This is a genomic window from Lacrimispora amygdalina, from assembly GCF_003432035.1.
Taxonomy (GTDB): domain Bacteria; phylum Bacillota; class Clostridia; order Lachnospirales; family Lachnospiraceae; genus Lacrimispora; species Lacrimispora amygdalina.
Genome location: NZ_QOHO01000052.1, coordinates 1 through 14,945 on the forward strand (window position 1 = coordinate 1; position 14,945 = coordinate 14,945).

Annotated in this window: 20 protein-coding genes; all 20 read left to right on the top strand. The window is 50.8% G+C overall.

The annotated features are described in order from the left end of the window. Positions 1–112: 112 nt before the first annotated feature. The 20 genes from DS742_RS16215 (at position 113) to DS742_RS16310 (ending at position 14,937) form a co-directional block, all read left to right on the top strand. On the top strand, positions 113–388 hold the full coding sequence (locus DS742_RS16215; protein ID WP_117418092.1) for a SpoVG family protein: 276 nt from the start codon (positions 113–115) through the stop codon (positions 386–388). A 55-nt stretch (positions 389–443) separates the two neighbouring features. Next, positions 444–1,286: a conjugal transfer protein TrbL family protein gene (locus DS742_RS16220; protein WP_117418029.1), complete on the top strand. Its 843-nt coding sequence runs from the start codon at positions 444–446 to the stop codon at positions 1,284–1,286. 16 nt (positions 1,287–1,302) lie between these two features. Beyond that, on the top strand, positions 1,303–1,515 hold the full coding sequence (locus DS742_RS16225; protein ID WP_117418030.1) for a mercury transporter: 213 nt from the start codon (positions 1,303–1,305) through the stop codon (positions 1,513–1,515). 95 nt (positions 1,516–1,610) lie between these two features. Next, positions 1,611–1,850 carry a hypothetical protein gene (locus DS742_RS16230; protein WP_242996522.1) on the top strand — a complete coding sequence of 80 codons (240 nt, stop codon included), beginning with the start codon at positions 1,611–1,613 and terminating at the stop codon, positions 1,848–1,850. 12 nt (positions 1,851–1,862) lie between these two features. Beyond that, positions 1,863–3,383 carry a DNA cytosine methyltransferase gene (locus DS742_RS16235; RefSeq protein ID WP_205692768.1) on the top strand — a complete coding sequence of 507 codons (1,521 nt, stop codon included), beginning with the start codon at positions 1,863–1,865 and terminating at the stop codon, positions 3,381–3,383. Further along, entirely contained in the window at positions 3,380–3,901 is a 522-nt protein-coding gene (locus tag DS742_RS16240; RefSeq protein ID WP_117418033.1) for an adenine-specific DNA methylase, read from the top strand. The genes DS742_RS16235 and DS742_RS16240 overlap by 4 nt, the downstream gene beginning before the upstream one ends. Position 3,902: 1 nt before the next feature. Beyond that, positions 3,903–4,463: an MT-A70 family methyltransferase gene (locus tag DS742_RS16245; protein ID WP_437126178.1), complete on the top strand. Its 561-nt coding sequence runs from the start codon at positions 3,903–3,905 to the stop codon at positions 4,461–4,463. Between the two features lie 13 nt (positions 4,464–4,476). Then, positions 4,477–4,764: a hypothetical protein gene (locus tag DS742_RS16250; RefSeq protein WP_117418034.1), complete on the top strand. Its 288-nt coding sequence runs from the start codon at positions 4,477–4,479 to the stop codon at positions 4,762–4,764. Next, positions 4,748–5,314: a prepilin peptidase gene (locus DS742_RS16255; protein ID WP_242996524.1), complete on the top strand. Its 567-nt coding sequence runs from the start codon at positions 4,748–4,750 to the stop codon at positions 5,312–5,314. The genes DS742_RS16250 and DS742_RS16255 overlap by 17 nt, the downstream gene beginning before the upstream one ends. A 24-nt stretch (positions 5,315–5,338) precedes the next feature. After that, positions 5,339–6,190 carry a Flp pilus assembly protein CpaB gene (cpaB, locus tag DS742_RS16260; protein WP_117418035.1) on the top strand — a complete coding sequence of 284 codons (852 nt, stop codon included), beginning with the start codon at positions 5,339–5,341 and terminating at the stop codon, positions 6,188–6,190. 18 nt (positions 6,191–6,208) lie between these two features. Beyond that, a complete protein-coding gene (locus DS742_RS16265) occupies positions 6,209–7,060 on the top strand; it encodes a ParA family protein (protein WP_117418036.1) in 852 nt (283 codons plus the stop codon). After that, positions 7,057–7,503, top strand: a complete 447-nt coding sequence (locus DS742_RS16270) for an XF1762 family protein (RefSeq protein WP_117418037.1) — start codon at positions 7,057–7,059, stop codon at positions 7,501–7,503. The genes DS742_RS16265 and DS742_RS16270 overlap by 4 nt, the downstream gene beginning before the upstream one ends. Positions 7,504–7,517: 14 nt before the next feature. Next, complete coding sequence (locus tag DS742_RS16275; protein ID WP_117418038.1) at positions 7,518–8,873, top strand: ATPase, T2SS/T4P/T4SS family; 1,356 nt, start codon at positions 7,518–7,520, stop codon at positions 8,871–8,873. A 14-nt stretch (positions 8,874–8,887) separates the two neighbouring features. After that, positions 8,888–9,757: a hypothetical protein gene (locus DS742_RS16280; RefSeq protein WP_117418039.1), complete on the top strand. Its 870-nt coding sequence runs from the start codon at positions 8,888–8,890 to the stop codon at positions 9,755–9,757. 106 nt (positions 9,758–9,863) lie between these two features. After that, complete coding sequence (locus DS742_RS16285) at positions 9,864–10,694, top strand: type II secretion system F family protein (RefSeq protein ID WP_367575505.1); 831 nt, start codon at positions 9,864–9,866, stop codon at positions 10,692–10,694. 14 nt (positions 10,695–10,708) lie between these two features. Further along, complete coding sequence (locus DS742_RS16290) at positions 10,709–11,584, top strand: type II secretion system F family protein (protein WP_117418041.1); 876 nt, start codon at positions 10,709–10,711, stop codon at positions 11,582–11,584. Between the two features lie 11 nt (positions 11,585–11,595). Beyond that, positions 11,596–11,994 carry a DUF4320 family protein gene (locus DS742_RS16295; protein WP_117418042.1) on the top strand — a complete coding sequence of 133 codons (399 nt, stop codon included), beginning with the start codon at positions 11,596–11,598 and terminating at the stop codon, positions 11,992–11,994. Positions 11,995–12,008: 14 nt separating this feature from the next. Then, positions 12,009–12,545: a hypothetical protein gene (locus tag DS742_RS16300; protein ID WP_117418043.1), complete on the top strand. Its 537-nt coding sequence runs from the start codon at positions 12,009–12,011 to the stop codon at positions 12,543–12,545. A 129-nt stretch (positions 12,546–12,674) separates the two neighbouring features. After that, the gene (locus DS742_RS16305) at positions 12,675–13,190 is read left to right on the top strand and encodes a DUF6550 family protein (protein WP_117418044.1); all 516 of its coding nucleotides are present in this window, start codon (positions 12,675–12,677) and stop codon (positions 13,188–13,190) included. A 70-nt stretch (positions 13,191–13,260) separates the two neighbouring features. Then, positions 13,261–14,937 (top strand): DUF8193 domain-containing protein, encoded by a 1,677-nt coding sequence (locus DS742_RS16310; protein ID WP_117418045.1) that lies wholly within the window; start codon positions 13,261–13,263, stop codon positions 14,935–14,937. Positions 14,938–14,945 lie beyond the last annotated feature (8 nt).

Consider the following 14,945-nt stretch of genomic DNA (forward strand, 5'->3'; position numbering starts at 1 on the left):
AAATCCTTCAGGCGCCTTCCGGGCGCAGGCAGGGAAAAGCCCCTTATAGGGGCAGAGCAAACCACCGGCTAAGCCGGTGGTCATGATTTATAAAGGTAAAGGAGAAATTGCCATGAAAGTAACCGCTAAAATCGTTGCGAATTTAAGTGACGAAGGCAGACTCAAGGCTATTGCCACGGTCTGCTTAAACAATGAGTTTTTGATTACCGGGGTGCGCATTGTCGAATGCGAAAAAGGCCCCTGCGTATTCATGCCCAGCAGGAAAACCAATGCCGGGGAATACCGGGACATTTGCTTTCCCATTACGCCGGAGCTGCATGGTCAAATCAAAGACACCGTGCTGGAGGTTTATCACAGTCAAGGGGAAGAAACGACCCCGGCAGAGTGAGCCGTGTGAAACTTATGCCCTGCGGGAGATCCGCAGGGCAAGGAGGTGATTTTGATTGGAAATAATTCTTGTACTGCTGATTGTTGCCGTTCTAAATGGTGCGGTGGCATTTATTGATGAAATGCTCTCCGGTCTTGTCCCCATGACATTAAACGCCGACCAGTATATGACGGCGGCAGGCGGCGGCAGTATGGTAAGCGTGCTGTTTGATATTCTGCTGGGATTTGGCGTGTCCCTAATTATTCTCAAGTTTTTGAAAAAAGGGTTTGAGTGCTATGTCATGTGGACGGACGGCGACCCAGACGCAGAACCGGCCTATTTGGTCATTCGCTTTATTCAGGCCATAGCCGTGGCAGTCTGCTTTCCGGTCATGTATGGCTGGCTTGCCGAGATTACCCAAAGCCTGACCGATGAACTGATGGCAGCCATCAGTGCAAGCACAAGCTATGACTGGAATGCTTGGGTCAACGGGATCAGCTCCCTTGGACTGGTGACAGCCATTTTCGGGTTGATTTTCGTGATATGCTACTTTGTGCTGTATTTCCAATTCCTGATGAGAGGACTGGAAATCATGATTTTGCGTATCGGTCTGCCCCTTGCCTGTGTCGGCTTGTTAGACAGTGATAAGGGTGTTTTCAAGACCTATATCAACAAATTCTTTCAGACCACCTTTGCGGTGGTGGTGCAGATATGCCTTTGCAAGCTGGGTGTCGGCATGATGATGAATGTAAGCATCATGAATATCTTTTGGGGCATTGCCTGCATCGTGCTTGCCATCAAGACCCCCCGTTTCCTCAGTGAATTTATGGTTCCCACAGGTGGCGGCGGTGCGGGTGTCATCAACAATATGTATCATTCCGTCCGGCTGGTAGGCATGGCAAAGGGTATGGTCAAATAAAGGCGGTGATGATGAAATGATAACCCTCGACGATATTTCCATAGCAGTCATTTCCCTCATCCGCTTGGGTGCGGTGTTCCGCTTTATTTACTGTATGGTCTGCCTGCAATCGGCAGAGGAAGAACAGGCACGGTTTAAGAAGCGGGCAAAAAACACCGTAGTTTTCTATGTGATTGCCGAGTGTATCTGGCAAATCAAGGAGATTGTATTTTACTACTATGGAGGGTAAGGAGGAATGACGTGAACAATGAAATTAACCTTTACATCCCCACCGGAGTAAAGGCCGAAAATGAGCTGTTCAACGGTTTTGGCAGGCGGGAGCTTATGCAAAGCGTTGTCGGTTCCCTGTTCGGCGGCGCAGTTTCGGCACTCCTTTGGCTGATTGCAGGGAATGTGGCGCTGACCGTAGTGGCGGTCCTGTCCGGCATTTTCGGCTCGGTGATGATGTGTACCAAAGACCAAAATAACCAAAGTGTGGTTGACCAAGTCGGAGATATGCTCCGGTTTCGGCGCAGCCAGCAGATTTACCCCTACCGTATGCAGGATGAATGGGGTATGAGATAAGGAGGTAGAATTTTGACGTTTCTCGACCTTTTTGCGGGAGTCGGCGGATTCCGTAGAGGTCTCGAAAGAAGCGGACATACCTGTGTAGGTCATGTCGAAATTGATAAATACGCAAATAAAAGCTATATGGCAATGTACGAGCTTGCACCTTGCCCTTACCGGGAGGACGCAGGCTCTAATTTTTCTATGATGTGTAAACCGGAGGTGAGAAAAAACTGTGATGGAAAAAACTGCAAAGGCGAATGGTACGCCAAGGATATTAAACAAATCCGAGCAGGAGAAATTCCAAAAGCTGAAATCTGGACTTTTGGATTTCCTTGCACTGACATTTCCATCGCAGGACGCATGGAAGGTCTTAGAGGAAGCCGAAGCGGACTGTTTTTTACAGTCGTTGGCCTGCTCAAAAGCACGAGTCCCGAAAATCGACCCCAGCAGCTTATCGTTGAGAATGTTAAGCATCTGCTGTCAAGCGAGAATGGTGGGGCATTTACCACCGTTCTCGCTGAACTATGGGAAGCTGGGTATGACTGCGAATGGCAAGCCGTCAATTCAAAGCACTTCGGCGTTCCCCAGCACAGGGAACGAGTGTACCTTGTTGGACATTTTGGAGGAATCCGTGGACGAAAGGTATTTCCTATCGGCGGATCAAACACGGCGCCTGTTAAGCAGCTTATCGGAGGAAATCAAGGAAAACGGGTCTACGACATAAGCGGTGTTTCCGTCACCCTGACAGCGGAGGGCGGCGATTTTGCCGGACGAACGGGGCTTTACGCCGTATCGGTCAACCGCAGGGAGGGTATCACCGGGGCTATCAATCAGGCCCATACCTTGAACGCCAGTGATACCCGTGGCTTAAACCGCAATCAGGATCAAAATGCGGTATTATCAGAAATCGCTCCTTGTGCAGCATTCATTGATTTAAGCGTAGAGCCGAAAATCACGGAAACTGCCCGGTGTATTCGGGCAAGGCAGCATTCAGGCATCGGCAATCACCGGGGGGAAACTTCCGGTGTATTTTTATGCCATGGACACCCGGACTGCGTGATGGCTGCCATTACTCCCGACCGCATGGAAAAGCGGCAGAACGGCAGGCGCTTTAAGGAGCCGGGAGAACCCAGCTTTACGCTGACAACGCAGGATCAGCACGGCATTCTGCTGTGCTGCTGCGAGAGCTGGAAAGATGGTCTGCCTATCAGGGAGGACAAAAAAGACGGCTGCACGATGGCGTATCCCGGCGATGGCATCAATCTGTCCTATCCCAACAGCCACCGGAGCAGGGGGCGTGTCGGCCGCCAGTGTTCCCAAACCCTGATGACAGGTGGGAGCATGGGGGTTCTCCTATGCTGCCGTATCCGCAGGCTGACACCGAGAGAGTGCTTCAGGCTGCAAGCCTTTGAGGACTTTCTGTTTGACAGGGCAAAAGCGGCGGGCATCAGCGACGCTCAGCTTTATCGGCAAGCTGGAAATGCTGTCACGGTAAATATTGTTTATGAGATTGGGGTTCAGCTTTGGGAAAGTGCGGTGGATGTATGATAATTGACCGCTTTTGGGCAATGCCCAACCGATATACCTTTTCCATCAAGCCCATAGCAGAGTTGATTGAGCGATACCGTCCGCAGGGACTTAGCATTGACCCTTTTGCAAATTCTTCACGGTTTGCGGATATAACAAATGATTTAGACCCCGACTGTGACAGCGACTATCACATGGATGCAGAAGATTTTCTCAGGCAGTTTGCGGACAACAGTGTTTCGCTGGTGCTGTATGATCCGCCATATTCTTCTCGTCAGGTGAGTGAATGCTATAAACGGTTAGGCTATACCGTCAATATGGAAAAAACGCAAAGTAGCTATTGGAGGAAGCAAAAGGAGCAAATCAGCCGTATTGTACGTCCGGGAGGTGTCGTTGTAACCTGTGGCTGGAACAGCGGCGGCATGGGCATGAAGTATGGCTTTGAAAAAGAGCATATCCGCTTAATCCCGCATGGGGGTAACCACTATGATACGATTATTGTAGTGGAGAGAAAGCGGGGTGATTACCCTGCAATTTAAGGTGCTGTATATAGACCCTCCGTGGTCTTACAAGGTTTATTCAAAAAAAGGACAGGGGCGCAGCGCTGAAAACCATTACCACACCATGAGCGCCGAGGATATTTTCAATCTCGATGTGGCAGGAATTGCAGATAAGGACTGTGTGCTGTTTCTGTGGGTGACCTTTCCCTGCCTGTTGGCGGGGCTGGAAGCCATTGAGCGTTGGGGATTTACCTATAAGACCCTCGGCTTTTGCTGGGTCAAGCGATGTAAAAAGCAGCAGGAAAAATGGTTTTGGGGGCTTGGCTTTTGGACACGTTCCAACCCCGAACTGTGCCTGATCGCATCAAAGGGCAGACCGAAACGCCTATCCAAAGCGGTTCACTGCATTGTCGATACGCCGGTGGAATATCACAGCAAAAAACCGGATGAGGTTCGTCGCCGCATTGAGCAGCTCATGGGGGATGTTCCCCGTGCGGAGATGTTTGCAAGGCAGCGGTATGACGGCTGGGTGAGCCTTGGCGATGAAATCGACGGCCTTGATATACGGGAGGCGATTGAAAGAGTTAAAAAATTACAATAGGAGGAGTTTCAATATGAACGCCAATGAAATGTGTAAGGGTGATGAGCAAGAACAGCTTATCAAAATATTGCTTGAAGAAGCGTGCAGGCAATGGTGCGACTTTATAGATGAGTGTCCTGACAGAGCAACGGGCGAAGGTTTTGGAGATTTCTTTTTTGAAATTTACGCCGAGAAAAAGGATGAGTACGCAACAGAACTTAGAGAAATCCGTTTAGGAATGAAGGAACAAACAACAAGGCTTTGTGATGAAATTGGAAGGTGCAATGGTTCGGGAGAGCTACAAGATGAACTGGAACGCTGATGGCTGGAGCCATTTCCTTACCTGCCTACTCCTTGCTTTGTTTGTGGGCAGTCTGTGCGATATGGCTATCAGCAGAATATTAAAGCAATCTACACCTAACACCGCCGTCCTCAGTATGACTGTGACGGCGGTGTTTCTCTGTGTGTACGGATTTACCCCAACAGCTCTGCGCTGTGTCCTGCTGTGCCAGGTCCTGATGGTGGCCGGGGTCTTTGACCTTATGACCTATGAAATCCCCGACTGCCTGCATTTGATGATTGCAATGGCGGGGCTGATCCACTTTCAGCCCCTGCCTGCGCTTTTCGGGTTTCTGATTGTCCCTTTGCCATTCCTGATTGCCGCACTGAAAACGGCGAAAATCGGCGGCGGTGATGTAAAGCTCATGGCGGCCAGCGGCTTTGCCCTCGGCGTAACAGGCGGTATCTGGATGATGATATGGGGGCTTGCAATCGCCCTGCTTTGGAACCGTGCATTTTACAGGGAGCAAAAAAGCCTGCCCCTTGCACCCTTTCTTGCTTTCGGGGTGTTTCTGACCCTTTTCCCAACTTAATAACGATATGGAGGATAAACCAATATGAAAGATTTACTCAAAAACAGAATTGTGGTGGGGCTGCTGTGCATTATCACAGCCCTCATCATTTGCTTTGGATTGACGCCCATGTTCAATGACGCCCTTAAATCCAAGGTGGAGCTGGTGCGCGTCACCACTGAAATCAAAAAGGGCGATGAAATTACGGCAGGCATGATTACCACAGTGGAAACCGGCGGCTACAATCTGCCCTCTGATGTGATCTATCAAAAAGAGGATGTCATCGGCAAATTCGCCAATGCCGACCTCTACAAAGGCGATTATATTCTGAAAAGCAAACTCTCGGATACTCCCCAACTAAAAAACGAATATCTCAGCGGGCTGGACGGCACGAACAGAGCCATTTCCGTTACCATTAAGAGCTTTGCGTCCGGTTTGTCCGGCAAACTGGAGCGCGGGGACATTGTTTCCTTGATTGCCAGTGATGTGGGCGAGGCCCGAAAAACCCTTATACCTGATGAACTGCAATATGTAGAGATTATCGCCACCACCGACAGTAGTGGCAAAGACAGCAATATTCAGGAGCAGCCCAAGAATAATGAGGATACCGAGCTTGCCAGCACTATCACCGTCCTTGCAACACCGCAGCAGGCAAGGCTTCTTGCGGAGCTTGAGCAGACGGGAAAACTCCATGCCGCCCTGGTCTACCGTGGCGGTACAGAGAACGCACAGAAGTTTTTGGACGAGCAAGCCAAGCTGCTGGAGGCTTTGTATCCTGTGAAAAGCGAGGGCTTAACCTATGAAACCGAAAATAATGACAGCACACAGGCATCGGCTCCCGACAGTGTGGCTGGGGGTGTGCCTGCAAACGGCGATATTCCAGATGTGCAGGACTAAGAAAAGGAGGCCAAAACCATGGAAGAAAGCAAAGTAATTGCCGTCATGGGCAGTCAGGGCAGCGGTAAAACCACCGCTGCCCTGAAACTTGCCCTTGCGCTTTCGGCGGCGAAGAAGAATGTGATTGTGGTATTTTGCGACCCTTTTACGCCGGTGATCCCTGCCGTACTTCCCGCCCATATCACGCATGACACCTCGCTGGGCAGTCTTTTAACGGCTCCTGCGCTTGCACAGACCACTATCCTAAACGCCTGTGTGCCTACGGAAAAAAGCGATTATATCAGTCTGTTGGGATATTGCGCAGGGGAAAGCCTGATGCACTACCCGCAGATTACAAGGGAAAAAGCGGTGGAGTTTTTTGTCCTGCTCCGCTATCTGGCGGATTACATCATCGTTGACTGTACCTCTACCTTTGAAGCAGACCCGGCATCCATCGTCGCCATTGAACTGGCGGACAGGGTGCTAAAGCTGGGAACCGCCAATCTGAAAGGCGTTTCTTATTACCTGACCCACAATCCCATGCTGGCGGACAGCCGGTTCCGTAAGGATACCCACAGCACCGTCATCGGAAATCTCAAGACAGGACAGGATTGGGAGGCTGCGGCACAGCAGCTTGGCGGCGCTGATCTTGTGCTGCCCTATGCACCTGAACTGGAACAGCAGTTTGACGAACTTGCCCTGCTGGTTCCGCTGACACAGCCGGAAAGTGCCGGGTACTCGGCAGCAATCAACCGAATTTTAGGGATACAGCCGGTGAAATCCAAGGCCAAGGTCACATCTGAAGCTGCCCCGGCACCGAAGTCCCCAAAAAAGGCAAAGGGCAAGACGGCGTTTCGGCTGCCTTTCGCCAAAGGTCGGGGGGAGTTTTGACGCTCTCCACCGGACACATAGAGCTAAAGGACGCCAATGCCTATGTGACGGAGCATCATCGTCACCATAAAGCCGTAAGGGGACACCGCTTTTCTCTTGCCTGCTATGAAAATGGCAGGCTCTGCGGTGTTGCCATCGTTGGCAGACCCCGATCACGCCGTATTGACCAGCACATGACTGTGGAGGTTCTGCGGCTTTGTACGGACGGAACACGCAATGCCTGCTCCAAGCTGTACGGAGCCTGCCGCCGTGCGGCGAGGGCATTGGGTTATAGCAGGCTCATCACTTACATTTTGGACAGAGAAAACGGAAAAAGCCTTTTGGCAAGCGGCTTTTCCTACTGCTACACCAGTAAAGGCGGGAGCTGGAACCAACCGGGCAGGCCGAGAACCGACAAGGCTCCGGTCTGTCCGAAACATTTATATGAAATCATCCTGAATTGAAGGGAGGGCGTAAATTGCAAAATGTCTTAAATATTCATAACAATGTGGGGTTGATGGGCGGGGAAATCCGCCTGCGCCCCTTTGCCGAGGTCTTGAAGGATGTGCAGGAGTACATCACCAAGAACTATGCCGACCAGTTAAAAGATGACCCGGAGCAGAGCCGGACGCTGATCGGCAGCTACATCCGCAAATATCTTGAAGAAAAGCAGCTCGGCGTGGACGGCATGGAACCGGATGAGCTTGCCGAACTCCTGTATGGAGAAATGACCGGCTTTTCCTTTCTCTCCAAGTACCTCTATCGTGATGATGTAGAGGAAGTCAACATCAACCAGTGGGACGATGTGAAGGTCATCTATGCAAGCGGCGAGGTACTCCCCACCAAGGAGTCCTTTACCTCACCCCAGCACGCCCTTGATGTCATCAAGCGTATGCTGCACAAGTCCGGCATGATACTGGACAATGCCAAGCCCTATGTCATCGGGCATCTTTCCAATAAAATCCGTATTACCGCCACATCCCCCGGCATTGTGGACGAGGATAAGGGGCTGTCCGTGTCCATTCGTATCGTCAACCCCCGCAAGCTCAAAAAAGAGGAATTTGTCGGCTATGGGACTGCCACCGCCGAAATGCTGGATATGCTTTCGGTGTTTTTTAATTATGGTGTTTCCATGTGCATGACCGGGGCGACTTCCTCCGGCAAAACGACGCTGATGAGCTGGATACTCGATCAGATACCCAACGATAAGCGGCTGATTACCATTGAAAAGGGCTGCCGTGAGTTTGACAGCGTGAAGCGTGATGAATTGGGCAGGGTTCTGAACAATGTCATTCACTTCATTACCAAGGAGTCCGACGATCCCAAACAGGTGGTGTCCATGGTAAAGCTCTTGGAGCTTGCACTTACCATGCACCCGGACTTCCTTGTGGTGGCGGAAATGAAAAGTGAGGAAAGCCTGCAAGCCATCAAAGCGGCAAACACCGGCCATACCTCCCTGACCACCATTCACGCCAACGGCTGTGAAGATACCTATTACCGCATGGCGGCGCTGTGCAAGGAAAGCAGCTCTATGGATGACGCCACCTTGATGGGGCTTGCCACAAGGGGCTTTCCTGTCGTGGCCTTTGCAAAGAAGCTGGAGGACAACAGCCGCCGCCTGATGGAGATTGCCGAGTGCGTGGGTGTAAAGGCGGGGGTGCCTGTCATGCGTACCCTGTACCGCTTCAATATCACCGACACCCTCACGGAAAATGGAAAACCCAAAATCATCGGCCACTATGAAAAGGTCCACGAACCGTCCGAGAGCCTGTGCAAGCGGCTCCGGGAGAACGGTATGCCGCTGAAATTACAGCAGCGGCTTTTAAGTGCGTAAGGGAGGTGTATGTAATGAGCATGGTAGCCTATAAAGCGCCCTATCTTCTGCAAATTATGATGGATGATGAACCGCTGAACCCCCGCACCGACTACGACAATTTCGGGCATATGATTTGCTGGCACAGCCGGTATAACCTTGGGGATCAGCATAATTTCGAGGACACCAACGATTTTCTTAGGGAGCTTGTGAGCAACAGCTTTTCTGCTGATATAGTGATTGATTATGTTAAATCCGGTAAGCTGGAGGGGATCAAATTAGAGTATGACCCATCTGAGAGCAGTTGGGACATTAGCACCTATGACAGTCGCTCGAATAAATGGTGTCTTGAAATCTCGTTTTTCGGTAGCCTTGAAGAACATAAACAGGAGGTTTTTGAGGGCCTATTAGATGAATTTGTAGTTTCCGAACTTTATATGCTGGCGGCGGAGAAAAATATCATCCTGCCCCTGAACCTATATGACCACTCCATGCTCAGTATGTCGGTCAGCTCTTTTCTTGGCAGGGCGCAGCACGCGCAGTGGGATTCCGGTCAGGTGGGCTGGATTTATGCCACAGCGGAGGACATCGAAAAGGAGTACGGCAACCTGACACCGGAGAGCTATGACAAAGCAAAGGCGCTTTTGAAATCCGAGGTGGAGTGCTACGACTACTACCTCTCCGGGCAATGCTATGGCTTCCGGCTTTATGAAAACGGCGAGGAAACCGATAGCTGCTGGGGCTTTTTAGGGAGCTTTTCAGATATGGCGAAAGAGATTGCGTCCCAAAGCCTGCCGGAAACCCATCAGGACATGGTAGATGATTTGCAGGAGGTATCCGATACCGTGACGAGGTATAAAGGCTATGAGGACTTGATGGAAGATTTAGAGGAAATGGAGGTTTGACACAGTGACAATACTCATAACGATTGCGTTTTTATTGGCGGTAACGGGCAGTTTTATCCTGCTTTCGTTATCGCCCTTTTCTTTTTTGGAGGGACTTGCGGATTATGTGAGGCCCCGAAACACCACACTCAAAAGCAGGATCAGTAGAAGCCGAAAGAACAAGCAGCCCAAAGGACTGAAGCTGCTTTTCCTTGAAACCAAGGAGATTTTACGCATCACCGGCAAAAGCGGGCAATTTACGGTACTCTGCATCCTGTCCATGTTTCTGTTTGTGGTGGGGGCTATGATTGCCCTCACCATGAAAAACAACTTTCTTGTGCCGGTGCTGGCGGCAGGATTTGCGCTTTTGCCGTTCTATTATGTGAAGCTGACCGCAGGCAGGCATAAGAAGCAGATCAACACCGAACTGGAAACGGCCCTGTCCATCATCACCACCAGCTACCTTCGGGGGAAAAATACGATTATCCGTGCCATTGAGGAAAACCAGCCGTACCTAAATCCCCCGGTGGCCGAGGTGTTCCGGGGCTTCTTGTTGCAGGCAAAGCTCATCAATTCCAATACCAAGGAAGCCTTGGAAGGCTTGAAAGCCGGAATTGACAACAGCGTTTTCCATGAATGGGTGGACGCGGTGATAGCGTGTCAGGATGATTACAACTTGAAAAACATTCTGCCGCCCATTGTCGCCAAGCTGTCGGATATGCGTGTGGTATCGGCTGAATTGGACTTGCTTTTGTTTGAGCCGGTCAAAGAGTATATCACGATGGTGGTGCTCCTTTTGGGCAGCATCCCATTGATGTACTTTCTGAATAAGGACTGGTATCACACCCTGATGTTTACCGACTTTGGGAAGATACTGCTTGCCATCTGCGCCGGAATGATTTTTGTATCGGTGGGCGCCGTTGCCAAGCACACGCGCCCCATTGAATATAAGCGATAGGAGGCGCGATAAAAATGCAGAATATGATTTTAATTCTCTTTGCCCTGTTTCTGACCGCAGGGCTTTATCTCATCTTGGCGGAGCTTCTCAGTGTTCCGACCTACAAGGCGACTAAGGTGATTCTCGGCATGGGCAAAAAGACGAGAAAGCAGGCGCGGGATTCCGACGCCTTTATCATGGAGCTGGCGGTTAAGCTGTCAAAAATCCTGCCTATGGACGAATACAAAAAGCGCAAGCTAACCGCCATTCTGAAATCCGCTGAAATCCCCATGACTGCTGAGGTCTATGCGGCACAGGCAATCGTAAAGGCAGGACTGATTTTTTCAGGTGTCATTCCATGCCTGCTGTTTTTGCCGATTCTGTCGCCGGTGTTCGTGATTATTGGGATTGCCGTGTACTTCACGGAAAGCACCAAGGCGGAAAAGCTCATTACAGCAAGGAAGCAGGACATTGAATACGAGTTGCCCCGTTTTGTGTCTACGCTGGTACAGGAGCTGAAAGCAAGCCGTGATGTGCTTTCCATTTTGGAGCATTATCAGAAGAACGCAGGAAAAGCCATGAAAAACGAACTTGCCATCACCACCTCCGATATGCGCACCGGCAATTATGAGGGAGCATTGACCCGGTTCGAGGCAAGAGTGTCCAGTGCCATGCTGTCGGATATTGTGCGGGGATTGATTGGTGTACTCCGTGGTGATGATGGCGTGGTATTTTTCCAAATGCTATCTCATGACCTCAAGCAACTGGAATTGCAAAGGCTAAAGCGGCTGGCAATGGAACGCCCGCCCAAAATTCGCAAGTTTTCCTTCCTGCTCCTTGGCTGTATGCTGCTCCTGTATATGGGTGTCATGGGGTATCAGATTCTCGGCGCCATGTCGGGAATGTTTTAGGGGGTGCGGCTATGCTGAAAACATTGAAATCAAAACGAGGCGAGGGTTATTTGGATGTGGCTGTGGGCATTCTCTGCCTGCTGCTGGTGGTATCTTTCGCCGTTTCCCTGTTTCCGGTTTTTACCACAAAACAGCAGCTTGATATTTTCGCCGCAGAGATTGTGCGTGAAGCGGAAATCAAGGGAAGCACCAGCGTGGAGTCCCGTATTTTGGATATGCAGGAGCAGACCGGCCTTGACCCGGATATCCGTTGGGATTGTGACTATTACAGCGGACGAAAGGTACAGCTTAACGGAGATATTGAGGTGGTTCTGACCGATACGGTGGACATCGGCTTTTTCATCTTTGGTCCGTTCCCCATTGAGCTTCACGCCAAAGCAACCGGGAAATCCGAAGTCTATTACAAGTAAAGGGGGCGGAGCTTATGCGACTGAAAAAAATAATAAAAGACAGAAAGGGCGGCTCTACACCTCTGACGGTTGCCCTGATTTTAGGGCTGCTGCTTCTGATTTGCGCCGTTTCGGAGTTTTTCAGGCTGGGGATCATCGTGCAGGGTGTCCGTGACGGACTCCAGCAGGCGGTCATCACCGTAGTCACCACCAATTATGACGAAGCCTATAACGGACTGCGTGAGGGGTACTCCGGTGGTTATATCCTGTCCGGCGATAGCTGGCAGGAGAACCTTGACTATGATGATGTGTATTACCGCCTTGACAATCTGCTTGGCACGGATGAGCAGGACGGCTACCACATCAAGCGGCAGGCGGAGGGTTACGAATACCGCCTGTCGGGGCTTTCTGTGGAATTGTCCAACGCACCCCTGACACCGGGGAACGCCGACAACAATCTGGAAGCGGACGCCCGTATTACCATTGAAATCCCTTTATCCTTTGGCTGGGGCAATCTCCCGCCGCTTCAAATGGAATTGCGTACACGGTCAGCCTATATGCCCAAATTCTAAAGACGATTGCTGCCCGCTGAAATGTCTGGACGCGCAGGAAGATTCAGGATATAATGAAGTTGGGTAAAAACAGCGATACGGGTAAATAGGGCTGAACCATTCATAACAATATGAAAGTGAGGCCATCATATGAAAAAGAATTATACAGCCAAGAAAAAAGCGGTTATCACCGCATTGTCCCTTGTGGCAGTCTGCCTTGCAGGAGGACTTTTCTATTATATCAGCAATATGGGCGGTCAGCCGCCGGAAACCCCTGTGGGGAGTACGCCCCCTGCCGAGGTTGAGGTTTTTGTGCCAGAAATTAAGCCGCAAACAACGCCGGAGGTCAAGCAGGACAGTAACACATCTGAGGTCACGCCGTCAGAAACACCGGAACAGCCTGCCAGCACTGAAACGCAGGGACAGGTAAGCAAGCCGTCTGATGGAAAACCAAAGTCACCGTCAGAGGCCGTTCCTCCCTCCAGTCCTCCGCCAGCCAATTCTCCTAAGACCGAACCTAAGCAGGAGCAGCCGCAGGGTGGAGAAAAGCGTTCAGATGGCGCAATCTACGTTCCGGGCTTTGGTTGGATTGAAGATAGCGGCGAAGAAAACGAAACAAAAACTGCCCCCAACGCCGGAACCGGCGAACCGGTTGGCGATATGTAAAACGGAATAACCTATTCAGAGGGATACAGCTATTGATTGGCTGTATCCCTCTTTTTTTGGAGGTGGAAACTTGAAACGATTGATTTGTGCATTGCTTTTACTGGCAATGCTTTTTTCTTTATCCGTCCCTGCCTTTGCCGCTGACCCCAACATTGACGGCGGCGGTGGCGGTATGGGACAGGGAACCGGACAGAACTCATGGACGCCGGGGCGTGATGGTGTACGCATTACGATTGTTCGTGACAGCGACAACACACCTGTATCAACGCCGATTGATTTGTCGAATGGCGCAAATGGCGATATAGCCATTCACTTTCAATATCAAAACAAAATTGGCTATAAAAATGGTTCTACACTGTCACCAAAGCAAAACGGCTATACATCTTTTAAGCCAGCAAATGCCATGCCCCGCATTATCAGCTCAAATGGTTCCAGCAATATTACGGCTATCCGAAACTACTTCTGCCGTGAAGGAACTATTCGGGACATAGCCAATGCCGCAGGCTTTGACTATGACACCCTGATCGGTGGGGATTACAAAATTCTTTTGGAGCCGGTAGCGTATTTTAAGTACACCGGGGTCATGTTTGCCATGACTGCCACCGAAGCCGCCCTTTACAACAAACAGGTGGGAAACGGTCTGCGGAGCAAGATGGTATCCCTATCTCACAAAAATCTGCCGCTGTCCATGTTCCTTGAAACCCCGGATTTAGGGTTTCCTGCATGGGGCGGCTCTACCACACAGGCGCAGAATGATGAAACCATTATTGCAAACTTGGGGTTGGGAATTATTCGCTTTTCTGCTCCTGACCCTGAACCGCCAAGGGAGAGTAATGTGACCTACCGTTGTGATACTGAAGTAATCACGGCCGTTACGCTTTCGACCGGCTCACAAAAAACGCCGGATAATCCCGCATACGCAAGGTTCGCCATCGACGGCAGAACCTATTCACATAACAGCATCTATATCCCTGACGGCGGTTCGCAGCTTGCGTGGGTGAAATGGCGTACCCCCAAGGAACCGGGATATATCACCATTACTGTTTCCAGCAACTGCTCTGTGAGCAGCAGCGAGATTGTGGCACAGATTGTAGACCTTGATAAAAACCCGCCGCCCGATCCGCAGGCCAATGACCGCAATGATGGATTTTCCATCCCAGCCAAGCCCAGCAAGCCGAACGTGACCTCCCTCACATGGGGAGAATGGGACTGCTGGTGGCATGAGTATTGGGTGTGGTACAGTGACGGCGAAGGCGGCGGTTGGTGGGTAGATGAGGGCTGGTGGGAATATGCCTGGCTCTCTTATTCGGCTACCCTGACCGCCGAGATGCAGACTAAGCCGGATGCAAAATCGCCTACGGCTTCCGGCAAGACAATGAAAAGCGGATATGGACTAAACGCCAATGTGTCGGCACAGGTCCGTTCCTCCGCACCCAGCAGCCACATCACCGGTGCGCAGAATGTGGTGGCGTACTTCCCTGAATTTAACTACACGGCTTATTGGCGGCTGCTGAAACGGCTAAATACAGGATATTCCAGCACCTTTGAATTTCAGAAAAACAAGTACAGCACCTATGGCCGTCCCTGTCACTTTTCGCCGGTTTGGTTCCCTGACGGACGATATACGACCTATGCCGAGTGTTTAGACGCATGGACACCGGCCGGAATGCTGCAAATCAACCTGACGGACGATTTGACCATCCGGGATTCACTTTTCAGCGACTGGCACATTCGCCCTGTGCGATAGGAGGAACT